Annotated in this window: 18 protein-coding genes; 14 read left to right on the forward strand and 4 right to left on the reverse strand. The window is 70.5% G+C overall.

The features are described from left to right. Positions 1-27 precede the first annotated feature (27 nt). Entirely contained in the window at positions 28-1,122 is a 1,095-nt protein-coding gene (locus C1706_RS07215) for a hypothetical protein (protein WP_129458561.1), read from the forward strand. 184 nt (positions 1,123-1,306) lie between these two features. Here the strand turns inward: C1706_RS07215 and C1706_RS07225 are convergent, their stop codons facing one another. Further along, entirely contained in the window at positions 1,307-2,065 is a 759-nt protein-coding gene (locus tag C1706_RS07225) for an alpha/beta hydrolase (protein WP_129458562.1), read from the reverse strand. 56 nt (positions 2,066-2,121) lie between these two features. Here C1706_RS07225 and C1706_RS07230 point away from each other — a divergent pair, with 56 nt between their 5' ends. Genes C1706_RS07230 through C1706_RS07240 form a run of 3 tightly spaced genes read left to right on the forward strand, consistent with a single transcriptional unit; the run spans position 2,122 to position 5,415 of the window. Beyond that, complete coding sequence (locus C1706_RS07230) at positions 2,122-2,946, forward strand: lysophospholipid acyltransferase family protein (protein ID WP_129458563.1); 825 nt, start codon at positions 2,122-2,124, stop codon at positions 2,944-2,946. Between the two features lie 49 nt (positions 2,947-2,995). Continuing rightward, complete coding sequence (locus tag C1706_RS07235; RefSeq protein WP_129458564.1) at positions 2,996-4,387, forward strand: class II 3-deoxy-7-phosphoheptulonate synthase; 1,392 nt, start codon at positions 2,996-2,998, stop codon at positions 4,385-4,387. Continuing rightward, on the forward strand, positions 4,387-5,415 hold the full coding sequence (locus C1706_RS07240) for a threonine aldolase family protein (RefSeq protein ID WP_129458565.1): 1,029 nt from the start codon (positions 4,387-4,389) through the stop codon (positions 5,413-5,415). Before C1706_RS07235 ends, C1706_RS07240 begins: the two co-directional genes overlap by 1 nt. 91 nt (positions 5,416-5,506) lie before the next feature. Here the strand turns inward: C1706_RS07240 and C1706_RS07245 are convergent, their stop codons facing one another. Both C1706_RS07245 and C1706_RS07250 read right to left on the reverse strand, forming a co-directional pair. Then, on the reverse strand, positions 5,507-6,592 hold the full coding sequence (locus C1706_RS07245) for an NAD(P)-binding domain-containing protein (protein WP_241653474.1): 1,086 nt from the start codon (positions 6,590-6,592) through the stop codon (positions 5,507-5,509). Positions 6,593-6,728: 136 nt separating this feature from the next. Continuing rightward, entirely contained in the window at positions 6,729-7,379 is a 651-nt protein-coding gene (locus C1706_RS07250; protein ID WP_129458566.1) for an MBL fold metallo-hydrolase, read from the reverse strand. A 442-nt stretch (positions 7,380-7,821) separates the two neighbouring features. Here C1706_RS07250 and C1706_RS07255 point away from each other — a divergent pair, with 442 nt between their 5' ends. The 8 genes from C1706_RS07255 (at position 7,822) to C1706_RS07290 (ending at position 17,768) form a co-directional block, all read left to right on the forward strand. Next, a complete protein-coding gene (locus tag C1706_RS07255; RefSeq protein ID WP_129458692.1) occupies positions 7,822-10,116 on the forward strand; it encodes a nitric-oxide reductase large subunit in 2,295 nt (764 codons plus the stop codon). Next, complete coding sequence (locus C1706_RS14830; protein ID WP_129458567.1) at positions 10,116-10,820, forward strand: hypothetical protein; 705 nt, start codon at positions 10,116-10,118, stop codon at positions 10,818-10,820. The genes C1706_RS07255 and C1706_RS14830 overlap by 1 nt, the downstream gene beginning before the upstream one ends. Positions 10,821-10,833: 13 nt before the next feature. Continuing rightward, on the forward strand, positions 10,834-11,649 hold the full coding sequence (locus tag C1706_RS07265; protein ID WP_206661042.1) for a slipin family protein: 816 nt from the start codon (positions 10,834-10,836) through the stop codon (positions 11,647-11,649). Continuing rightward, entirely contained in the window at positions 11,646-12,815 is a 1,170-nt protein-coding gene (gene argE / locus C1706_RS07270) for an acetylornithine deacetylase (RefSeq protein WP_129458569.1), read from the forward strand. Before C1706_RS07265 ends, argE begins: the two co-directional genes overlap by 4 nt. Positions 12,816-12,918: 103 nt before the next feature. Continuing rightward, on the forward strand, positions 12,919-13,782 hold the full coding sequence (locus C1706_RS07275; protein ID WP_284690556.1) for an ABC transporter ATP-binding protein: 864 nt from the start codon (positions 12,919-12,921) through the stop codon (positions 13,780-13,782). Between the two features lie 85 nt (positions 13,783-13,867). Then, positions 13,868-14,842 carry an ABC transporter substrate-binding protein gene (locus C1706_RS07280; RefSeq protein ID WP_129458570.1) on the forward strand — a complete coding sequence of 325 codons (975 nt, stop codon included), beginning with the start codon at positions 13,868-13,870 and terminating at the stop codon, positions 14,840-14,842. Further along, positions 14,839-16,929, forward strand: a complete 2,091-nt coding sequence (locus C1706_RS07285; RefSeq protein ID WP_241653475.1) for an iron ABC transporter permease — start codon at positions 14,839-14,841, stop codon at positions 16,927-16,929. Before C1706_RS07280 ends, C1706_RS07285 begins: the two co-directional genes overlap by 4 nt. Beyond that, complete coding sequence (locus C1706_RS07290) at positions 16,926-17,768, forward strand: siderophore-interacting protein (RefSeq protein ID WP_129458571.1); 843 nt, start codon at positions 16,926-16,928, stop codon at positions 17,766-17,768. Before C1706_RS07285 ends, C1706_RS07290 begins: the two co-directional genes overlap by 4 nt. 68 nt (positions 17,769-17,836) lie before the next feature. Here C1706_RS07290 and pknB read toward each other — a convergent pair whose 3' ends face one another. Beyond that, a complete protein-coding gene (gene pknB / locus C1706_RS07295) occupies positions 17,837-19,831 on the reverse strand; it encodes a Stk1 family PASTA domain-containing Ser/Thr kinase (protein ID WP_241653476.1) in 1,995 nt (664 codons plus the stop codon). Positions 19,832-19,985: 154 nt separating this feature from the next. On the opposite strand from pknB, the gene C1706_RS07300 reads away from it, so the two are divergent. Next, positions 19,986-20,717, forward strand: coding sequence for a beta/alpha barrel domain-containing protein (locus C1706_RS07300; RefSeq protein ID WP_129458573.1), 732 nt, complete (start codon positions 19,986-19,988; stop codon positions 20,715-20,717). After that, positions 20,714-22,333: a murein biosynthesis integral membrane protein MurJ gene (murJ, locus tag C1706_RS07305; RefSeq protein ID WP_129458574.1), complete on the forward strand. Its 1,620-nt coding sequence runs from the start codon at positions 20,714-20,716 to the stop codon at positions 22,331-22,333. The genes C1706_RS07300 and murJ overlap by 4 nt, the downstream gene beginning before the upstream one ends. Positions 22,334-22,399: the final 66 nt, after the last annotated feature.

Below are 22,399 nucleotides of genomic sequence, written 5' to 3' on the forward strand. Positions count from 1 at the left end.
GGCGCGGCACGCGGTAGCGTCGGCGGCGTGGGAGCGCGGATCGGACGCAGGGCAGCCGTCACGGCAGCCATGGGCCTCCTCGCGGGGTGTGCGGCGCTTCCGGGGTCGCAGAACACCGCGCCCCAGGCGTGGCCCTCTCCCACCCCTCGCGCACCCGATGCGGACCTCCTCCAGCGGTTGGCGACCGACCTGACGGCCGCTGTGCGCGATCACGATGCCGACCGGTTTGTCGCCCTCTTCGCACCACAGGGGCGGGCCGCCGGGTCGGTCATCGGGCGCAACGCCCTCCACCTGGCCGCCTGGCAGGCCGAGGCGGACGCCGATCACCTCCGCGTCCGAACCCAAGCAGGCGCGCAGACGGGGTGGGGCAGCGCGACACTGGCTCTCGCAGTCGATCCCGAGGGCCGCATCCTGTGGCTGGGGTCACGCCCGGGCGATCATCCGGTGGTGTGGCTCGACCACCTCATCGACGTCTCCCACGACGACCCGATCTGGTTGATCGCCGCAGCCTCCCAGGCGTCCATGGCCCCCGTGTGGCTCAGGACGGCGCGGGATGCATCCGAACGTCTGACAACCCTGGATTGGAGTGTGTGGCGCCCCCCGAGCGAAGTGGCTGCCCCGTTGACCCTCGAACTCCCCGCTGACCTCGTGGGTTTTGGCGAACCGATTGACGTCGGGGCCTACGTCCGGCTGCGTGGCACCGACGACGAGCCGCGCATCGTCGTCAGCCCCGCCGACCGCCCCGGCCTCACGCAGGAGGAACGCCTCCACCTCCTCACGCACGAGGCCGTCCACGCCCTCACGCGCTCACCGGAATGGGCTGCCCCTGGGTGGGCGGTCGAGGGGCTCGCTGAACAGGTCACCGAACAGCTCTTCCCGGATCTGGCAGCCGCCCATGCGGCCCTGCTGCCTCGCGCATCCGAGGGGGTCGGCCTTCCCTCCGACGCCGACCTAGCCGCCGGTGGCCTGCCGGTCTATGCGCTGGCCGCGCGGGCCATCGCGGGGGCACAAGACCGCTGGGGAAGTGCCCAGGTGCAACGGTGGCTCGCCGATTGGCAGGCCCCCGGACGCCCCTCCGAGGCGGAGTTCACCGACGCGTTGCGCGCGGCACTCCCACAGTGAGACACCCCGCCCCGCAGGGACAGGCGACCCGCAACGGCGTCCTGACGAGCGGGGGCGAGTCCAGCCCCGCGCTGCGGTGGCACCCTCCTGGGCAGGCGGCAGGCGGCAGGCGGCAGGCGGCAGGCGGCAGGCGGCAGGCGGCAGGTGGCAGGTGGCAGGTGGCAGGTGGCAGGTGGCAGGTGGCCTAGGCCTGGATCCTGTCAGCGCTGACGCGCTCGATGAAGGCTGTCGACGCGGCGAAGATCGTGTCCGCGTCGTAGTCCATCGTCGCGACGTGGTAGCTGTTGGGCAGCATGATCTCGGTGATGTCATCGCTGGAGACCTGGCGCACCACGATCTCCGTCGACGAGGCAGGGACGACATGGTCGACCGTCGACCGGAACACGATGATGGGGCACGTGACGAGATCCAGGCACGAGCGCACGTCGGCCCACAAGGCCAACAACTCGGCCACGGCGGCCGTCGGGGTGACGTCATAGCCGCCCTCATCGACACCCGGCTTGTGAATGTCGTTGCCGATCGAGTCGACGCGGCGCACGACGTACTTCAGCACCGGCGCGAGGCGTGCCAGAGGATCCACCGCGCCCAGTGCTGGGTTGATGAGCATCAGCCCCGCCGTCTGAGGGTGCTGTTCGGCCAAGCGCAACGCCAAAGACCCGCCCATCGAGATGCCCGCGACGAAGACCACCGAGCACCGCTGCGCCAACGCCTGGTATTCGGCGTCGACGCAGTCGTACCAGTCCTGCCATGACGTCACGCTGAGTTCCTGCCAGGTCGTGCCATGCCCGGGCAGGCGGGGGACGGCGACGGTGAATCCCGCGGCGGCCAGGTGGCGGGCCCACTCCACCATCGAGGTGGGCGTCCCGGTAAACCCGTGGCACAAGACGACCCCCACCGGCCCGCCGTCGGCGTGGAAGGGGCGCGCATGCTCGGCGATCGTCATGGCGTCATCGTAGGCGAGGTGACCACTAGGCTGACCCGTCAGGAGGTTCGCCTGACATGAGTTGGTATGGGTTTTTCAAGGTGCCGTTTCGCGCGATGGTGCGATTCGGCTACGGCGCCCGCGCAGTGGGGGAAGAGAACATCCCCACGACGGGGCCGGTCATCTTGGCAGGCAACCACATCGGTGCCGCCGACACGTTCGTGATGCCCGCCTTGATCAAGCGGAAAGTCACCTTCCCCGCCAAGGCAGAGATGTTCACCGGACGCGGCGGGCCCATGACCAAGCTGGTGGCCTGGTTCCTCAAGGCCGTCGGTCAGGTGCCGTTGGACCGCTCCGGCGGGCGGGCGTCCGCCGACGGGCTGGGGCCGATCCTGGACGTGCTCGAACAGGGCGGCGTGGCGGGCATTTTCCCCGAGGGAACACGGTCTCCTGACGGACGCATGTACAAGGGCAAGACCGGCGTCGCACGCTTGGCCCTGGCTTCGGGCGCCGTCGTGATCCCCGTCGCCGTGCGCGATTCGCAGTTCACCGGAAAACGGCTGGGCATTCCGTGGGCCGACCACCCGGTCATCACGTTCGGGCGTCCGCTGGACTTCTCCGACTACGCATGGGGCGAGAACGATCGGGCCGTCTTGCGGTGGGTGACCGATGAGGTGATGGCAGCGATTCAACAACTCACCGGTCAGGTGTACGTGAACGCTTACGCCACCTCCGTGAAGTACGGCGGAATGAGCGAGGAGGAGGCGCTGCGCCGCATCGCTTCGCGTCCCGGCGGCGGGCCTGCGCCACTGCCCCCGGCCCCGCAGGAACCCGCGTCCTTGCCGCCTGCAGCGGAGGACCCTGCCTCCCAGGGGCCTGCAGCGGAGGACGCCGCGTCCTGACCGGCGGCATGTGAACGGAGTTCGCTACCGGGTCGCGTATCCTGTGCCGGTGCCAACCACCATTCCCACACTGACGGATCTGCATGCCCACGGAGCGGCCCAGCAGCCGAACTATCCCGATGCGCGTGCCGTCGAGGAGGTCGTCGCCGAGTTGCGGCAGCGTCCGCCGCTGGTGTTCGCGGGGGAGGCCGACGAACTGAAGGCCCGGCTGGCCGACGTGGCGGGAGGCCGCGCGTTCCTGCTGCAAGCGGGCGACTGCGCGGAGACCTTCGGCAACGTCACGGCAGCCAACATTCGCAACTCGCTGCGCGTCCAGCTCTCGATGGCGGTCGTGCTGCAATACGCGGCCCAGGTGCCGGTGGTGAAGGTCGGACGCATCGCAGGCCAGTACGCCAAGCCGCGCAGCAACGACCTGGAGACCCGCGACGGCGTGACGCTGCCCAGCTACCGCGGCGACGCGGTGAATGGGCTCGACTTCACCCCCGAGGCGCGCGTCCATGAGCCACGCCGCCTCCTGGACGTCTACAACAGTTCGGCGGCCACACTGAACCTGGTCCGTGCCTTCGTCAACGGTGGCTTCGCGGACCTGCGCACCGTCCATAGCTGGAACAGCGATTTCGTGCGCAGCAGCAACGTCGAGGAGAAGTACACCCAGCTCAGCGACGAGATCGAGCGGGCCATGGCCTTCATGGTCGCGTGCGGCGTCAGCGACGATTCGCTGCGCCGGGTCGGCTACTGGGCCTCGCATGAAGCGCTGCTGATGGAGTACGAGCACGCCATGGCGCGCATCGACTCGCGCACGGGAAACCCGTATGGCACGTCCGGCCACCTGCTGTGGGTGGGCGAACGGACGCGTCAACTCGACGGCGCGCACGTTGAGCTCCTGGCCAGTCTGCGCAACCCGATCGGCATCAAGATGGGGCCCTCCACGACGCCGGACGATGCGCGCGCGCTGGTGGAGCGCCTCGACCCGAATGCCGAACCCGGACGCCTGACCGTCATCACCCGCATGGGTGCCGGCAAGGTTCGCGACGCGTTGCCGCCGCTCATCGAGGCGGTCGAGTCCACCGGTCGCAAGGTGGCGTGGGTGTGCGATCCGATGCACGGCAACACGTACTCCACCGAGCGGGGCTACAAGACGCGCGCCTTCCCGGTGATCTGGGACGAGGTGGACGGCTTCTTCGACGTCCACGCCGACCTGGGCACCTGGCCTGGCGGGGTCCACATCGAGCTGACCGGCAACAACGTGACCGAATGCGTCGGCGGCGTCCACGAACTGGACGAGGCCGACCTGGCCACACGGTACGAGACGGCGTGCGATCCGCGCCTGAACCGGGAGCAGGGCATCGAATTGGCGTTCTACCTGGCTGAGCGGCTCCGCGAGGACATCGTCCGCCGGGGCACGAACCCGGTTCAGGAGTTCGAGCCGCGCGAGCTGTGATGATCGACCTGCGCTCGGACACGATCACCCGGCCCACCGAGGCGATGCGGGCGGCGATGCTGGAGGCGCCGGTCGGCGACGACGTCTACGCCGAGGACCCGACGATCGACGAACTGGAGTCGCGGGTCGCGGCGCTGCTGGGTCACGAGGCGGGGCTGTACTGCGCCACCGGCTCCCTCGCCAACGTGCTGGGGGTCGCGGCGCACGTGGCCCCCGGCAGCGAGGTGCTGTGCGACTCCGGCGCGCACATCGCGCGGGCCGAGATGGGCGCCCACGGGGCGCTGACCGGGGTGACGATGCGCACCTGGGTGACCGCCGACGGTCGCGTCGATCCCGGGCAGATCGCCGCGCTGCTCTCCCCGGACGCCGGCCCCTACCTGGTCTCGACGTCCTGCGTCGCGATCGAGAACACCCACAACTTCGGCGGCGGCACCGTGCAGCCGTGGGACGCCCTGGTGGCGGCCACGTCCCTGGTGCGGGACGCCGGGGTCGGGCTGCACCTGGACGGCGCCCGGCTGTGGAACGCCCACGTGGCCACCGGCATCCCGATGGGGGAGTACGGGGCGCTGTTCGACACGATCAGCGTCTGCTTCAGCAAGGGCATGGGCGCGCCGGTCGGCTCGGTGCTGGTCGGCTCCTCCGAGGCGATGGCCGCCGCGCGCGTCCGCCGCAAGCGCCTGGGCGCCGGCTGGCGGCAGGCGGGCATCCTCGCCGCCGCGTGCCTGTACGCGCTCGATCACCACATCGACCGGCTCGCCGACGACCACGCGGCCGCCCGGGCGTTCGCCGCCCCGCTGCGCGCGGCCGGCGTCGAGGTGGCCGAGCCCGAGACCAACATCGTCGTGGTGCCCACCGGCGACCGGGCGGCGGCCGAGGTCGTCGCGGCGGCGTCCGCGCGCGGGGTGGCGCTGTCGGCGGTCGGGGCGCGCGTGGTGCGCGCCGTGACCCACCTGGACGTCACCGAGGACGCGTGCGCGGACGCGGGCGCGGTGCTCGCCGCCGTGCTCAACACCCGTTCGGCGGCCTGACCGCCGGACCCTGCGCCTGGGCCGCCCGCGTGCTGCCCTCGACGGCGAGGGTGGATCGCCTTGGGGAGCCTGCCGGGCGCGGACGCCGGGCTCAGGCGGCGCGCGGCAGGGCGTCCAGCATGGCCAGGGCTGCGTCGCGTCCGGCGCGCGTCGCGCCGAGGGTGGACGCGGACGCGCCGTACCCCACCAGGAACACCCGCGGATCCCGCGCCGCCCGGACGCCGTCGGTGCGGATCCCGCCGCCGGGCTCGCGCAGCCGCAGCGGGGCGAGATGGTCCAGGGAATGCCGGAAGCCCGTCGCCCACAGGATCGCGTCGGCCTCGACCAGCCGGCCGTCGGCCAGCCGGACGCCGCGGGGCGTCACCGCCGACATGGGGCCGGCGGAGACCAGCACGCCGGCGTCGATGCCCGCCCGGTACTCGGGCGTGAGCGGGATGCCGGTCGCGGCGACCACGCTCTCGGGCGGCAGTCCGCGCTCGGTGCGGGCGCGGACCCGGTCCTCGACCGCCCGGCCCCACTCGGTGTCGAAGGGGCGCACGACCCACTCCGGCGGGCGCCGGGTGACCCATGTGGTGGCCGCGCCGGCGGCGTCCAGTTGGAGCAGGAACTGCACCGCCGACGTGCCGCCGCCCACGACGACGACCCGCTGCCCGGCGAACTCCTCGGCGGAGACGAAGTCGTGGGTGTGGAGTTGGCGCCCGGCGAAGGAGTCGCGGCCCGGGTAGGCCGGCCAGAACGGCTTGTCCCAGGTTCCGGTGGCGTTGATGAGCGAGCGGGTGGCGAAGCGGCGCTCGCCGGCGGCGACCTCGAGCAGCCCGTCGGGGCGCGAGCTCACGGCGTCCACGCGGAGAGGGCGGAGCACCGGCAGGCCGAAGCGCCGCTCGTAGTCACCGTAGTAGCGGGCGACGACGCGGGAGGCGGGCTCCTCGGGGTCGGGCGTGCCGAGCGGTGACCCGGGCAGGTCGTGGACGCCGTGGGCCCGGCCCAGCGTGAGGGAGTCCCAGCGGTGGCGCCACGCCCCGCCGGGGCCGTCGTTGGCGTCCAGGGTGACGAAGTCGCGGTGCGGCGCGAGCCCCCGGTGCGCCAGGTGGTAGGACGCCGCCAGCCCGGCCTGCCCGGCGCCGATCACCACCGTGTCGAGGACGCTGTTCTCCATACCCTCGCCAACAAACTCCAACCTTCAACTATTCCGCACCATCGCCCCACGGACGACTCCGCCTCCCGCCGCCGAGGACTTCGACTCCCGCCGCCGAGGACTTCGGCTTACGCCGCCGAGGACTTCGGGTTACGCCGCCGAGGACTTCGCGTACCGCTCAGCGGCCGCCGGGACGCCACGGCGTCCCACCACGCAGGTCGTGCACGCGGGTCGGCGTCATGGAGGAGTAGCGATCCTGCGCCAGTTGCCAGCCACGTTCGGAGAGCAGCCCCTCATGGATGCCGAATCCCTCGGGGGCGCCGAGGGCACGCAGGAAATCGATCTGCTCCTTCATCGCGGCCCACGGGCCCATCATCGGCACGGCGACGACATCGACGCCTTCAGGGACGGCGTCCAGTTCATCCCCGGGGTGGAAGAACGTGGGGTCGCCGAGCGAGGTCAGGACGAGCCCGACGTTGCCGATGCGCGGAATGTCGCGGTGGATCTCCGCGTGGCTGCCGCCGACCGCCTCGATGTGCACGTTGCCGACGTCGAGCTCGTCGCCGGGGGACAGCGGGATGGCCCGGCCGCCGAGGTCAACCTTGTCCAGGACGCCGCGCTCCGTGGCCACGATCGCATCGGGGTTCGCGTCCAGGAGGGCGTCGATGTGCTCTGGATCGATGTGGTCGGGGTGCTGGTGGGTCACGAGGATGGCGTCCAGGCCGGTGAGGTTGCGCCAGGTGGAGGTGAAGTTGCCCGGGTCGAACAGGATGCGACTGCCATCGGCCTCGACGAGCACCGCGGCGTGCCCCAGATGCGTGATCTGCATGGTCCCCACACTAACCGGTCGCCCACCGGTTCGATCGGACGCCGAGGGCGTCCGCACCAGGCCATGACTGGGCGCCCACTGGCCTTCACGAGTCGATCGCAAGTCCTCGGCGGCGTAACTCGAAGTCCTCGGCGGCGGGAGTCGAAGTCCTCGACGACGGGAGCCGCAGTCCTCGGCGGTGGGAGCCGCAGTCCTCGGCGGTGGGAGCCGAAGTCCTCGGCGGGGGGAGGCGAAGTCGTCGGCGGGGCAGGGCGGGGCAGGAACGGCCGGGTGGGCGTCCTTTTAATGCGCGTGATTTAAAGCATGGCAGGAGGCGGTGCAGCGGGAGTAGGGTGCCAATCGCTGTTGTCGGAATTCACCCCTCTTCCGGAGGTACGCCATGGCCGAGTCGAGCCCCACGCTCACCCACGAACCGCACGACCCTCCCCGGCCCAACCCGACGATGATCGTCGGAAAGGGCTGGGTCCAGGGCGTCGCGCTGGTGTTGGTGTTCAGCTTCTTCGTGATGGGCATTCTGGCCTATCGCACCTACACGGCCTCGATGCCGATGCCGGCCAAGGTCGTCGCCGCCGACGGCCAAGAACTGTTCAGCGGGGCCGACATCACCAAGGGCCAGGAGCTGTTCCAGGCGCGCGGGCTGATGCAGTACGGGTCGGTCATGGGGCACGGGGCCTACCTCGGCCCCGATTTCACCACCGAGTACCTGCGGCACGCCGCCACGTCGGTGCGCGACCAGTTCGCCGCCCAGGGGATGGCCGACCCGCAGGGCGCGGTCGTCACCGAGTTCCGCACGAACCGGTACGACGAAGCCTCCGGGGTGCTCACGTTCTCCCCGCCCCAGGTGATCGCCTACAACGAGCAGCTCGCCTACTACACCGAGTTCTTCGGGCCGAAGTCGCGCGACAACGGCCTCATCCCCAACGCCATCACCGACCCGACCGAGATCAAGCAGCTCACCTCGTTCTTCGCCTGGACGGCGTGGGCCTCGGCCGCGACGCGTCCGGGCCACGACTACAGCTACACCAACAACTGGCCGCCCGAACCGCTGGTCGACAACCACCCCACCGCCGACCTGGTGGTGTGGTCGACGCTGTCGCTGATCGTCCTCATCGGCGGCACGGGCGTGATGTTCGCCATCTACGGCCGGTGGAGCCGCAAGATCGGCTGGCATTCGGAGGAGGCCCCGGCCATCTCGTTCCGGCAGCCGGGCGAGGTCGGGCTGACCCCGGCCCAGCGCGCCTGCGCCTGGTTCATCCTCGTCATCGCCGTGCTGTTCCTCATCCAGACCCTGGTGGGCGCCGCGGCCGAGCACTATCGCGCCGACCTGAGCACGTTCTTCGGCTTCGACCTGGCCTCGATCCTGCCCTACAACCTGGCCCGCACCTGGCACGTGCAGCTCTCCCTGTTCTGGACGGCGGCGGGCTTCCTCGCCGCGGGCATCTTCCTCACCCCGTTCATCGCCGGCCGGGAGCCCCGGGGGCAGGGCACGCTCGCCTACGTGCTGCTCGGGGCGGTCGCCTTCGTGGTGTTCGGTTCGCTGCTCGCCGAGGGCCTCTCGATCCACGGCGTCGACTGGGCCACCGGCCCCTTCTTCGCCCAGCAGTGGGAATACCTCGACCTGCCGTTCTTCTTCCAGGTGATGCTGACGCTGGGCATGTTCATCTGGATCGCGATCATCCTGCGTGGGCTGGCGGCGCGGCTGAAGGGCGAGAGCAAGGGCAACATGCCGTGGCTGTTCTTCTTCGCCGGGCTGGCCATTCCCGCCTTCTACGCCGTCGGATTGCTGGCGCGCACCGATTCCCCGCTGTCGGTGGCCGAGTTCTGGCGGTTCTGGGTGGTCCACCTGTGGGTCGAGGATTTCCTGGAACTGTTCAGCACGGTGATGGTCGCCTACGTGTTCGTGCTGCTCGGCGTGGTCCGGGAGAAGATCGCGCTGGGCATCATCTTCATGGACGTGATCCTGTATTCGGCCGGCGGCGTCATCGGCACCATGCACCACCTGTACTTCTCCGGGACGCCGGTGGAGCACATGGCGCTGGGCGCGTTCTTCTCCGCCGCCGAGGTGATCCCGCTGACGTTCCTCACCGTCGAGGCGTGGGCGTTCATGCAGCTGGGCGCCCGCCAGGAGGCCAAGGCCGACAAGCCGTTCCCGCACCGCTGGGCGGTCATGTTCCTGGTCGCCGTGGGTTTTTGGAACTTCCTCGGCGCCGGCGTGTTCGGCTTCCTGGTGAACCTGCCGATCGTGTCCTACTACGAGATCGGCACCGCGCTCACGGCCAACCACGCCCACGCCGCCATGATGGGCGTCTACGGCATGCTCGCCATCGGGTTGTCGATGTTCGCGCTGCGCTACCTGATCCCGGCCGACAAGTGGCCCGACAAGTGGGCCAAGGTCAGCTTCTGGTGCCTCAACATCGGCCTGGCCTGGATGGTGTTCGGCACGCTGCTGCCGCTGGGCATCCTGCAGCTGTACCACTCGGTCGACTCGGGCTACTACGAGGCCCGGACGCTGGGCTACATCACCAGCCCCGGCAACGCCCTCATCGAGTGGACGCGCCTGCCCGGCGACCTGATCTTCATGATCGGCGGGGTGCTGCCGTTCCTCTACATCGCGTTCCTGGGGGTGAAGTACTTCCGGCACGGCCGCACGGTGTACAGCTTCCCCGCCGACGTCCTATACACCGAGCTGGCGCCCTCGCAGAAGAAGCGCGGCTGGGCGGAGGAGAGGGAGTCCTGATGCCCGACGTGACGGTGTGGCTCATCGGCGCCTACGCGGTGTTCCTGCTGGCCGTCGCGTGGGGGATCGACCTGCTGGGCAAGCGCAGCGCGGAGCGGTCGGCGTCCTGGCGGACGGGCAACTTCGTGTATCACTCCGACAACGACGCCTGGAAGTGCCACGAGGACAAGTGGCTGTGGCCGGCGTCCTTCGACCCCGACAAGCGGGTGATCCGCTACGTGGGCCAGCACGAGATCTGCGGCCGTTGCCCGGTCAAGGACGCCTGCTCGCCCACGCCGGGCCCGCGCGAGCTGACCCGGCAGCTGGATCCGTGGCCGTTCTCCGAGGCCGGACGCTTCCAGCGCGGCATCGCCCTGGCCGTCGCCGTCGTCGCGGTGGCCCTGCCGGCGGGCGCGCTGGTCGGCTCGCACGGCCCCCTGGACGCCGTGGTGCTCGGCACGGTCATCGCGGTGGTGCTCGGGGCCGGGGTGTGGCCGCTGGCGCGCCACCTGTGGCGCTCGCCGGCGAACTTCCCCGAGCACCTGCAGCGCGAGGGGATGGCCGAGACGGCGGCCGGTCACGCCGCCGTCGTGCCGCTCGACGCCGTGGGACGCCTCGGGCGCGCCGGCGGCGTCCCCGACACCGCGCGGGCGGCACCGGCCCTCACCGACCGCTACGCCACCCGGTGGGCCAGCGACCGACGTCGCCTGCCCGGAGAGGACTGACATGGAGACGCCGATGGCGTGGGGGATCGTGGCCGGGGCGGTGATCGTCCTGGCGCTGTTGGTGCTGGGGCTGAGTCTGAAGGTGATCCCCGAGTACGAGCGCGGGGTGCTGTTCCGGCTGGGACGGCTCAAGCCGCTGCTCCAGCCGGGGCTGCACGTGGTGATCCCGGGCATCAACCACCTGGTGCGCGTGGACCAGCGCGTCGTGACGCTCACCATCCCGCCGCAGGAGGTCATCACCCGCGACAACGTGCCCGCGCGTGTCAACGCGGTGGTGCTGTTCAACGTCACCGACCCGTTGCGGGCGGTCATGGAGGTCGAGAACTACGCGATCGCGACCTCCCAGATCGCCCAGACCACGCTGCGCTCGGTGCTGGGACGCGCCGACCTGGACACCCTGCTGGCGCACCGCGACGCGCTGAACTCCGACCTGCGGGAGATCATCGAGGTGCAGACCCAGCCGTGGGGCGTCCACGTGGCTGTGGTGGAGATCAAGGACGTCGAGATCCCCGAGCAGATGCAGCGCGCCATGGCCCGGGAGGCCGAGGCCGAGCGCGAGCGCCGCGCCAAGGTGATCAACGCCCGCGGCGAGCTGCAGGCCTCCGAGGAGCTCAAGCTGGCCGCCGACCGGCTGTCGCAGTCGCCGGCGTCCCTGCAGCTGCGCTACCTGCAGACGCTGCTCGAGCTCGGCGCCGACCAGAACTCCACGGTGGTGTTCCCGCTCCCGATGGACATCGTGGGGCCGCTGCTGAACCACTTCGCGCCGCGCGGGCCGGACGGTGACCGCCGCGAACCAGGACCCGCCGCGGATGGTAGGAAGGAGGCATGAGCGCACCTTCGTCCGACGTCTTGACCTGGCTTCAGAAGCTGATCGCGATCGACACCACGAGCCGCGATTCCAACCTGCCGCTGATCGAGCTGGTGGCCGATCACGCCCGCGGCCTCGGGCTGGAGCCGCAGGTCTTCCCGACGCCCGACGGCCGCAAGGCCAACCTGCTCGTCACCGTCCCGGACGCCGACGGCAACACCGGCGGCGGCGTCCTGCTCAGCGGACACAGCGACGTGGTCCCCACCGACGGCCAGGACTGGACCTCGGACCCGTACACGCTCACCGAGCGCGACGGCCTGCTGTACGGCCGCGGCGTCACCGACATGAAGGGCTTCGACGCGGTCGCCGTGAACGCCTTGGCCGCGCTCGTCGCTCACCCGCTGCGAACCCCCGTGCACGTGGCGCTCACCTATGACGAGGAGATCGGATGCGTCGGCGCGCAGCCGCTCGTCGACTCGTGGCACGACCTGGGCGTGCTGCCCGAGATCGTGTTTGTCGGCGAGCCGACCTCGATGCGAATGATCCGGGCACACAAGTCGATCAACCTCGTGCAGGTCTCCTTCACCGGCGTCCCGGCGCACAGCTCGTTGACCGCCTCCGGCGTGAACGCGATCGAATATGCCGCCCTGCTGGTGCGCTACTGGCGCGACCAGGCGGACGCGTGGCGCACCGAGGGGCCCTACGACGAGGCCTATCCGCTGCCCTACACCACGGGGTCGGTGAACCTGTTCACCGGCGGCAACGGGGTCAACATCGTGCCGGAGTCGGCGAGCGTGACGCTGGAGTTCCGCTCGATCGCCGAGACCGATGATCGCGCCGTCTTGGATGCTGTGGTGGCCTACTGCCGCGATCTGGAGGCGCAGATGCAGGCCGAGCATCCGCAGGCCAAGGTCGAGGTGACCATCGTTGCGGAGACGGTGGGCCTGGACACGCCTGCCGACGCCCCGGCCGTTCAGCTGGGGACCGAACTCGGTTTGGAGGTCCAGGCGGACAAGGTGACCTACGGCACCGAGGCGGGCATCTTCGCTGGTGGGGGCATGTCTGCGGTCGTGTGCGGGCCTGGCGATATCGCCCAGGCGCACAAGCCCGACGAGTTCATCGACCCCGATCAGTTGGCGCAGTGCGAGGCGTTCGTGGCACGGCTCGTGGAGTACGCGCGCGCCTAGGTCGTCTGTGGCGGTACCGAGATGCCTCCGGGGGAATCCCCTGGAGGCATTTTCGCAAGCACTCAGTTGCAAAATAAGCTGAGGCTTGCCTAACCTTAGCGTCGTGAAGGAAGTATCCGGCTCGTCGCTGTACGCCGCCGACGTCAGTCTCGCCTACGGCCCCCTCCGCGTGGTCGAAGACGCCTCGCTCAGCGTGACGGCCGGTCGCGTCCTGGCGCTCGTGGGCCCCAACGGGTCGGGAAAATCGACGCTGCTGCGCGGCATGGCGCGGTTGCACTCATTGTCATCGGGTCGTCTTGAACTCGCCGACGCGGATGCGTCCCCGATCGACGCCGCAGCGTTGTCACCCAAGGAATACGCGATGCGGTTGGCCATGCTCACTCAGCAGCGTCCCACCCCCGCAGGCATGACGGTGCGCGAGGTCGTCTCGCTGGGGCGGCACCCGCACAAGACGCGCTGGCTCGGCACCGACCCCGACGGTCCCGCAGCGATCAAACGGGCTCTGGAACTGGCGCAGGTCACGGATCTGGCACAGCGTCCTGTCGATGAACTCTCAGGGGGGCAACTGCAGCGCGTGTGGCTCGCCAGCTGCCTCGCGCAAGGCACTGACGTCCTCCTGCTCGACGAGCCCACCAACCACCTTGACCTGCGCCACCAGGCCGACCTGCTGGACCTGATCCGGGGCCTGGCCGACGACCACGGCGTCGCCGTCGGAGTCGTCCTGCACGACCTGAACCACGCCGCCATCGTCGCCGACGACGTCGCGCTCCTCGTCGAGGGGCGGATCGTTGCCACCGGCACACCCCGCGAGGTCCTCACCGAGGCACGGCTGAGCCACGCCTACGGCGTCCCGATCCAGGTCCGCGACGACGAAGACGTGCTGCAGGTGCGTCCGCTGCCTCACTGTCTGCACCGCACCCGCCGAACCCCCGCTGTCGCGTCGGCCAGGGACGCCCTGATCGCCTGAGATCCCCCGGGCGCGCGGTATCGCGCTGCGTGCCCGCCGACCGGCAGCCGCCGGATCGGCCCGCTCACCCGTGAGGAGAACACCGATGCCCTTGTCCCGCCGCGCAGTGCTGGGATTCGCCCTGGCTGCCCCCGTTCTGGTCGCCTGTGGCACTACCGAGGCCGCACGCACTCCCGCCCCCGGCAGTTCGGCGTCGGCCTCCGGGGGCGGCATCACCGCCACCGACTCCCGCGGCGTTACCGTGACGCTGGCCCAGCCCGCCACCAAGGTCGTCACCCTTGAGTGGGGCCCCACCGAGGACGTGCTGGCACTGGGTGTCACCCCCATCGCTGTCGCCGACCCCACCGGCTTCGCGTCCTGGGACAGCGCCGTCACCCTGCCCGCAGGGACCGCTGACGTCGGGCTGCGGACCGAGCCGAGCCTGGAGTCGATCGCGAAGGCAGCCCCCGACCTGATCTTGGGGGTCACCGGCTCCATTCCCGAGGCGGCGCTGGCCCAGGCCGAGAAGATCGCCCCGGTCTTCCTCCTCAAGGCCGCCGATGCCTCGCGTCCCCTCGAGCAGATGCGCGAGAACTTCACCACCACCGCGAAGCTGCTGGGCAAGGAGGCCGCGGCCACCCCGATCCTGGCGGCTCTCGACGCCAAGCTCGCCGAAGGCAAGCAGAAGCTGGCCGGGCTCACCTCGCCCTACATCTTCACCTACATCAACGTGACCGGCGCCACCGCAGATCTGCGCATGCACAGCGACCGCTCCCTGCCCGGCGCGGTCGCCAAGGCGGTCGGGCTGACCAACGCCTGGACCGACGCGGGTGACCCGGCCTGGGGCATCGGTTCGATCGACCTGGAGGGCCTCACCAAGTTCCCGGCCGACACGACCGTTTTGTACTGGGCCAACGCGTCCGCGGATCCGCTGGCCACCCTCAAGGGCAACGCGCTGTGGGAGGGGCTGCCCTTCGTCAAGGACGGACGCGTCAAGCCCGCCGCGGACCGCATCTGGATCTACGGAGGCCCCTCCTCCATGATCCAGTGGATTGATGATCTGGTCGCGAAGCTCGCGTGACCGCAACGACCCCCGTCCCCGCCGCGCCAGGGCCGGCGCTACTGCGGCGGGGCGGGCGCCTGCCCACGGTGTTCATGGTGGGCCTGGCACTGGTCGTCGGGCTGTCCGTGGTGCACCTCACCCAGGGCAGCGCCGACGTCCGCGCCGCCGATCTGCTGGCATGGCTGCTCGGTGACGCCTCGCGGGAGACCGGCGCGGTCGTCGTCGCCTCCCGCCTTCCCCGTCTCGGCGCGGCCCTCATCGTGGGGGCCGCGCTGGGAGCATCGGGTGCCGCGCTGCAAGCCGTCGCGCGCAACCCCCTGGCCTCACCCGACACCCTCGCCGTCAACGCGGGCGCCTACCTCGCCCTCACGGTCATCGCCGCCTTCGGCATCAGCACCGGGGTGCTCGGCGGCACCGTCATCGCCCTCCTGGGTGGGCTCGGTGCGGCGGGGTTGGCGTTCGTGCTGACCGGTGGGGGCGGCTCGACGGTGCGTCTGATCCTGGGCGGCTCCGTCCTCACGCTGGCACTCTCCTCCATCACCTCAGCCCTACTCATCATGTTCAGCCAACAGACGCAAGGCCTGTTCGCGTGGGGTTCGGGGTCGCTGAGCCAATCCCAGCCCGCCGCCGTCGTGCAGGCGGCAGCGCTGATCGGTGCGGGTCTGATTGCCGTGGTCGCGCTCGGCGGACGCCTCGACCTGCTGCAATTGGGGGACGATCAGGCTCGCGCCCTGGGCGTCAACGTCGTGCGCAGCCGCCTCAGCGTCGTGGTAGTCGCCGTGTTCTTGGCGGCAGTCTCCGTGGCGCTGGCGGGCCCGCTCGGCTTCGTCGGCCTGTGCGCCCCTGCCCTGATCCGCCTGCTGTCCGTGCACGTTCCCGGGCTGCCTCGCCACCGCCCCCTTGTCCTGGCGTCCGCCCTCACCGGCGCACTGCTTGTCTTGGTGTCCGACGTGGCGCTGCGTGCCGTCATCGGCGCCGCCGAGGCGGCCCGGATCCCCACGGGCGTCCTCACCACACTGCTGGGCGCCGTCTTCTTGGTGGCCTTGTCCCAAGGGATGCGCACCGGACGCAGTGACGCCACCGCCGCCCTGATTGCCGCAGGGCGCTTCGCCCGCTGGTCGATCCCGATCACGCTCGTAGCGCTGGGGGCGCTCCTGGTCGGGGGAGTCCTCGCCCTCCTGGCCGGGGACGGCTGGCTCCTTCTGGGCGACGTGGCGAACTGGCTCACCCACCAGGCCTCGGGGCGCATCACCTTCGTCCTGGACGCCCGCTGGCCTCGTGTGCTGGCCGCGATCCTCGCCGGGGGTGCGCTCGCGCTCGCGGGCACCCTGACCCAGGCGGTGACACGCAACGCGCTGGCCGACCCCGGGCTGCTCGGCATCTCCGCTGGTGCGGGCGTGGGGGCGCTGGTCGTCATTATCGGCAGTTCGCGCGCAGGGCTCACCCTTCCCACCAGCGCGGTGACACTGGGGGCCCTTGCGGGTGCCCTCCTCGCCGGGGGACTGCTGTTCACCCTGGCCGCACGGGGCGGCTTCAACCCGACCCGGCTCGTGCTGGTCGGGCTCGGCATCGCGGCGGGTGCCGCCGCCCTCTCGACCCTGCTGGTGGTCAGCACCGATCCCTGGAACCAGTCCCGGGCCATCACCTGGCTGGGCGGCTCCACCTACGGGACCATGTCCGAGAGCCTGCCCCCCGTCGCCATCCTGCTCGCCCTGGTCGGCGTCGGCGTCTACGCGGGACGGCACGAACTCGATCTGGTGCAACTCGACGCGGACACCCCGCGCCTGCTGGGCGTCCGGCATGGGCGTGTGCGGGGACTGGCCTTGCTCGGGGCAGTGCTCCTGGCCGGGGCGGCCACCGCGGCCGTGGGCGTCATCGGGTTCGTGGGGCTGGTGGCCCCACACCTCGCGCGGCTGCTGGTCGGCCCCGAGCATCGGCGCATGGCGGGCTTGGCCGTCGTTCTCGGCGCGCTGCTCGTCCTGGTCGCCGACACGCTGGGACGCAGCGTCTTGGCCCCCGCCCAGTTGCCGGTCGGGCTGGTCTGCGCCCTGGTGGGCGCCCCGCTGTTTTGGTGGTTGATGTACGCCCAACGAGGAGACCGATGAATCCCTACCGCCTGTACCTGCTGCACCTGACGCAGCGGCGCGTGATCTCGACCAGCTTCGTCCGCATCACCCTGGCGGGGGAGGACCTAGGCCGGTGCAGTGACGTCCTGCTCGACCAGCGCGTGAAACTGCTCCTGGGCAGCCCTGCCAGCCTCACCGACCTGGGGGCCAGCGTCGAAGAGTGGTACCCCGCCTGGCAGAACCTCCCCGATGAGTGTCGCCCTGCGATGCGCACCTACACCCTGGTCGCGGTGCGGCCCGGCCCCGGGGAGGCGGGAGAGGTCGATATCGACGTGGCAGTCCACCCCGTCGAGGGCCTCGCGCCGGGCATGGACTTCGCGCTGCACGCCCCCTTAGGGACACCCGCCGGGCTCGTGGCGGCCGAGGTCGGACGCGACGGCTACCGGGACGTCGGCGTCGCCTGGCACCCCGGCCCCGCGACCGAGGTGCTCCTCGCGGGCGACGAGACCGCGCTGCCCGCCATCGCCAACATCGCCGCCACCTTGGACGCGGGCATCCGCGGCCGGATCGTGCTGGAGGTACCGCACGAGGACGACGTGCGTCCCCTGGTCGCGCCCGAGGGCGTCGCCGTGTCCTGGCGCGTCCGGGAGCGCGGTGAACGAGCCGTCGGGCTCTTTGGAGGCCGCGAGGAGACCAACGTGAGCGACGACGGTGACCTGCTGTGGGACGAGGCCCGCGGCGGGGAGGGCTGGTACGGCTGGATCGCCGGGGAGGCCGGATGGGTGCGCGAACTGCGCGCCGAAGCCAAGACGGCCGGTATCCCACGCGCCCAGATCTCCTTTATGGGTTACTGGAAGCGCGGCGCGGTCGGCGGCTGAGGAGGCCCGAGCGACGAGGAGTCGCAGGGCTACGCCGCAGCCGTCCACCGCGCTGCAGTGCCGGGGCGTCAGTAACCCTTGATCGTCACGGTCGTGCCCTGGGGGACGACCGTGCCCTCACCCGGATCGACGGAGAACACCCGATACCCGCCGTCGCGGTCGATGGGGTCCATCCCATTGACCAGCGGCTGGAATCCCGGGGTGAGGCCGGCCTTGCGGATCTGTGCTTCCGCGTCGTCGCGCTTCATGCCGCGCAGACCGTTGGGCACCGTCACCATGACGGGCCCCTTCGACACGACGAGCGTGAGGGTGTCGCCGCGGTGGAGATCACCCGAGGCGGGATCCTGAGACACGATCGACCCCTTGGGGATCGAGTCGTGGTTGGCTTCGCTCGTCGCCAGGGTGATCTTGTTGGTCTGAGCCCACGCCTGGGCGTCGCTGAGCTTCTTCCCCGTGAAGTCGACCATGTCGACGGGGGCCGGGCCGTCGGACACGACCAAGGCGATCGGGGTGGCCCGCTTGGCCTGCGTGTCGGGCTTCGTGTCCTGGGAGATCACGATGTTCGCACCCACGGTGTCGCTGTGGACCCGCGAGACGTCACCCACGGTCAGGGAGGTTCCCTCGATCTGTGCGGTGGCATCGTCGAGGCTCTTGCCGACCACGTTGGGAACGGCGAAGCGCTCAGGGCCTCGCGACACCCACGCGGTCACCACGGCGTCGCGCAGCATGCGCTGCCCTGCCGCAGGATCGGTGCGGATCACCTGGCCGGAGGGGACGTCTTCGGAGAACTCCCGCTCGAACACGACCGACACCTGGGCATCGTGGGCTGCGCTTTGCGCGTCGGTCTGGGTCATCCGCACCAGCGTGGGGGCACTCGTGTAGCGGCCCTCGAAGAGATACCAGCCCCCCCACGTCAGGCCCGCCACGAGAGCCAAAGCCGCGATCAGCGCCGTGATCCTCGCCCAGCGAGGACGCGGGCCGCGCGGCTGATCCTTGACGGCGGGCAGCGTGGAAGTGTGGGGCGAGTCCGCGGAGTAGGGCGAGGGGCCGTTGCGGTAGAACGGCGCACCATCGGAGGACACGTCGAACACGGGCGAGACCGGCGTCACGGGGGTGAACTGACGCTCGGCGCCCATGCGCGGGATCCCCGAGGTCGTGGCCGGGGACGCCGACCCCTGCGTTTGGCGGACCAGGGCCGTCAACTCGGGATCATCGAGCACCCCCCGGGCCATGGCGTCACGAACGGCCCGCACATGGCTCAGGAGCACGCCCGCATCTGCCGGACGATTCTCGCGCTCCCGGTTAGCGGCGGTCGTGACGAGGGCGTCCAGGTAGGGCGGAATGCCGCCACGGCCATCGCGCCACGTCGTGGAGACCTCCAGCGAGGGCGCGGTGATCTGGTTGTGAACGTGGCTGTAGGCCACCTGGATCGGTGTGTCGCCGGTGTGCGGCTTGCGTCCGGTCAAGAGTTCATACAAGACGATCCCGAGGGAGTACACGTCGGAGCGTGCGTCAGCGCGTCCCTTCGTGACCAGTTCGGGAGCGATGTAGCTCACCGTGCCGATGACCAGGCCGTTGGTCGAGGCCGACGTGTGGGCTGTGACGGCGCGAGCCAGGCCGAAGTCGGCCACCTTCACCTGGCCGCGGTCAGAAATCAGCACGTTCTCGGGCTTGATGTCGCGGTGGATCAGTCCGGCTGCGTGCGCGGCGGCGAGTGCGGCCGCCACGGGTTCGATCAGGTCGAGCGCGCGCCGCGGGTCCATGGGGGCCTCACGGGTGATGAGTTGGCGCAAGGTGAAGCCCTGCACGTACTCCATCACGATGTAGGGCCGCCCGTTGTCGGTGCCCTGATCGAAGACGGCGACGACGTTCGGGTGCGAGAGGTGAGCGGCGGCGCGAGCCTCAGCATCGAAACGGGACGTGAATTCGGCAGTGTCGCTCAAGCCCTCGTTCATGACCTTGATGGCGACCGTCCGCGACAGCCTGATGTCGTGCGCGACGTAGACCGTGGCCATGCCCCCGCGGGCAAGCTTCTTAACGACCTGATACCGGTCGTCAATCACGTGGCCAACAAGGCCACCGCTGCGTTCAGTCGTCAACACATCTCTCCGCGGCATGGTCGGGGAAGAGGGAAGGCATGCCGGGCCTGACCACGAGTGTAGGCAAGCCAGCCGAAGGGTCGGGCGCGACCCGCCGCAAGTGTGGCAGGCTGGCCGCGTGACCGCGCTCCTGGGAATCGCCACCCGCTTGAAGCTGGCTCGCCTGATCCAGATCGTCCCCGCTGGTTCCCCGCGCGTGCGCCCGCTGGCCGCGGCCGGATTCTCCGGTGGCGCCGACATCGTGATGCTGGACGAAACCCGTTCTCCCGCCCGCGCCGAGGCGTCCACGCTCGCGGCCGTGGGAGCCGTCGCCCGGGAGACCCAGGGGCTGACCGGTCACCTCGGCCTCCCTCAGCGATTCGCGGGGAGCTATGCCGACGTCGTGTGCTTACCTCCCGAGGCCGACGACGCCGCACGCGTGCGTTCGGTGGTCGGCCCGTGGGTGCAGATCGGACGGCGCTGCCTGAGTACGGAGGCCATCGACGCGGCGCTCGCCGATCCCGAGATCGGCTTCCTCCTGGTCGGCCCGGGGCGTGACCTGCTGCTGCACGCCAGCGCCGTGGCGCCGCCCAGCGACCCGGCCTCGCGCCCCTGGTTCGCCGTCGGCGGGGTAACGCACACCAGCCTGGATGCCGTCCTGCGCACGGGGGCGCGTCGCGTCGCCGTGGGTGGGGCCATCGTCGAGGCGTCCGACCCGGAGGCGGCTGCCCACGCGTTCAAGGAGCGGCTGCGGCAGGCCTGGCAGGACGACCCGGCCATGGAGGCCGTCACGATGGCGGCGTTCAACCCGGGCGCCGGGCTGACCTTGGCTCCGGAGGCCGACCCGTCGACGACGGAGTTGCGCCCGTGACTTCTGCGTCTCCCGCAGGCCTGGGACGCGCCGCCACGCTCATGGCGTCCGGCTCCATGGTGTCTCGGGTCCTGGGGATCGTCCGCAACGCCATGCTGGGTCTGTGTATCGGCGGCATGGGGGCCGTCTCGGACGCTTTCCAGACCGCCAACACCCTCCCCAACACCATCTTCATGCTGCTGCAGTCAGGCGTCCTGACGGCGGTTCTCATGCCCCAGTTGACCCGCGCGCTGCGCCGTGAAGCGGACGGCAAGGCCATGACGGACGCGCTACTTAGCGCCATCGTCGCGCTGGTCGGGGTGGTCACCGTGCTGGCTGTGCTGTTCGCCGATCCCCTGGTGGCCCTGATGGGATTGCGGGGGACGGCCCACGGCCTCGGCGTCGCCTTCGCCTACTGGTGCCTTCCGCAGATCTTCTTCTACGGGATCTACGCGGTGCTCAGCCAGGTCCTCAACGTGCGCGACCGGTTCGGTTTGGTCATGTGGACCCCGGCGCTCGCCAACGTCGTCCAGATTGCGGGGATGGCAGTCTTTCTGGGCTTGTTCGCCCGAGGTCTGCCACCCGAGGAATGGTCGCCGCTGATGGTGGCGGTGCTCGCGGGTAGCGCCACGCTCGGCATCGTCGCTCAGGCGTTGCCCCTGGTGTTCGCCTTGCCGAAGGCGGGGTACCGCTGGCGTCCGACGTGGCGCCTGCGCGGCTACGGGTTCCGCACCGCAGGCAAGGTCGCCGGCTGGATGGGGATGGCCGTGGTGATCGCCCAGGTGGGCGGCGTCGCGACGCTGGCAGCCATCAACCTCGTGTCGGAACGGGCCCGCGTCGCCGGCGACATCGTGGCGGGGCAGTTCGTCTACACGCAGGCCTTCACGATCTTCATGGTTCCCCACGGGGTCATCACGGTCTCGATCCTGACCGCGTTGCTGCCGCGGATGACCCGGGCGGTGCAAGAGGGGAACGTGGGGGCGCTGCGCGGCGATCTCGAACGAGGGCTCACGGTGCCGCTGGTGGCCATGGTGCCCATCACGGCCGCCCTGGTGGCGCTCGCGCTGCCCGCTAGCCGCATTCTCAATCCTGGCCTTGATCTGGCCTCGGTGGAGGCAATCGCCACCGCGTTCGCGCTGATGAGCGTCGGGCTGGTCGCCTACGCGATGGTGGGGCTGCAGCAGCGCTATTCCACTGCCCGGGAGGACGGTCGTACGTACTTCGTCTTCCAAATCGTGGTGACGGTGATCCAACTCTTGGTGGCGGCGGGGATCCAGTTCTTGCCTCCGGCCTGGGGCGTCACCGTGGTGGCCCTGGGGCAGACGGTGAGCAACGGGGTCGCCGCGCTGGTTTTCCTGGTGGTGGCGCAACGCCAGACCGGGGGGCTTCCGCTGCGTCGTCTCGGTGGGCTGGCGGCCCGTCTTGTGGGGGCGGCGGTGCCAGCCGGGGGCGCGGCCTATGCCCTGGTGCAGGTCGTGGCGGGCTGGCTTGGTTGGGGGGTTTTCGGCGCGCTGGTCGCACTCGCGGTGGGCGCGGCGGCGTTCGTGGCGGTCTTCCTCGGTCTGGCCTGGGTCTTGCGCATCGACCACGTGACCACGATGGTGGGAGCGGGAGCGCGCAGACTGCGCCGATCCTGAATCCCGGGGCGTCATTTCCGGATGGCTCTGTCCAACGTTGAACAGGTCCACTAGCGTTGGTTCCCA

It is taken from the genome of Propioniciclava flava (assembly GCF_004126535.1).
GTDB classification, from domain to species: Bacteria; Actinomycetota; Actinomycetes; order Propionibacteriales; family Propionibacteriaceae; genus Propioniciclava; species Propioniciclava flava.

Bases quoted from the DNA above. Each gene is read 5' to 3' on its own strand.
- C1706_RS07225 (WP_129458562.1), bottom strand. From the start codon at position 2,065: ATGACGATCGCCGAGCATGCGCGCCCCTTCCACGCCGACGGCGGGCCG.
- C1706_RS07230 (WP_129458563.1), top strand. From the start codon at position 2,122: ATGAGTTGGTATGGGTTTTTCAAGGTGCCGTTTCGCGCGATGGTGCGA.
- C1706_RS07240 (WP_129458565.1), top strand. From the start codon at position 4,387: ATGATCGACCTGCGCTCGGACACGATCACCCGGCCCACCGAGGCGATG.
- C1706_RS07250 (WP_129458566.1), bottom strand. From the start codon at position 7,379: ATGCAGATCACGCATCTGGGGCACGCCGCGGTGCTCGTCGAGGCCGAT.
- C1706_RS07255 (WP_129458692.1), top strand. From the start codon at position 7,822: ATGATCGTCGGAAAGGGCTGGGTCCAGGGCGTCGCGCTGGTGTTGGTG.
- C1706_RS14830 (WP_129458567.1), top strand. From the start codon at position 10,116: ATGCCCGACGTGACGGTGTGGCTCATCGGCGCCTACGCGGTGTTCCTG.
- C1706_RS07265 (WP_206661042.1), top strand. From the start codon at position 10,834: ATGGCGTGGGGGATCGTGGCCGGGGCGGTGATCGTCCTGGCGCTGTTG.
- argE (WP_129458569.1), top strand. From the start codon at position 11,646: ATGAGCGCACCTTCGTCCGACGTCTTGACCTGGCTTCAGAAGCTGATC.
- C1706_RS07280 (WP_129458570.1), top strand. From the start codon at position 13,868: ATGCCCTTGTCCCGCCGCGCAGTGCTGGGATTCGCCCTGGCTGCCCCC.
- C1706_RS07290 (WP_129458571.1), top strand. From the start codon at position 16,926: ATGAATCCCTACCGCCTGTACCTGCTGCACCTGACGCAGCGGCGCGTG.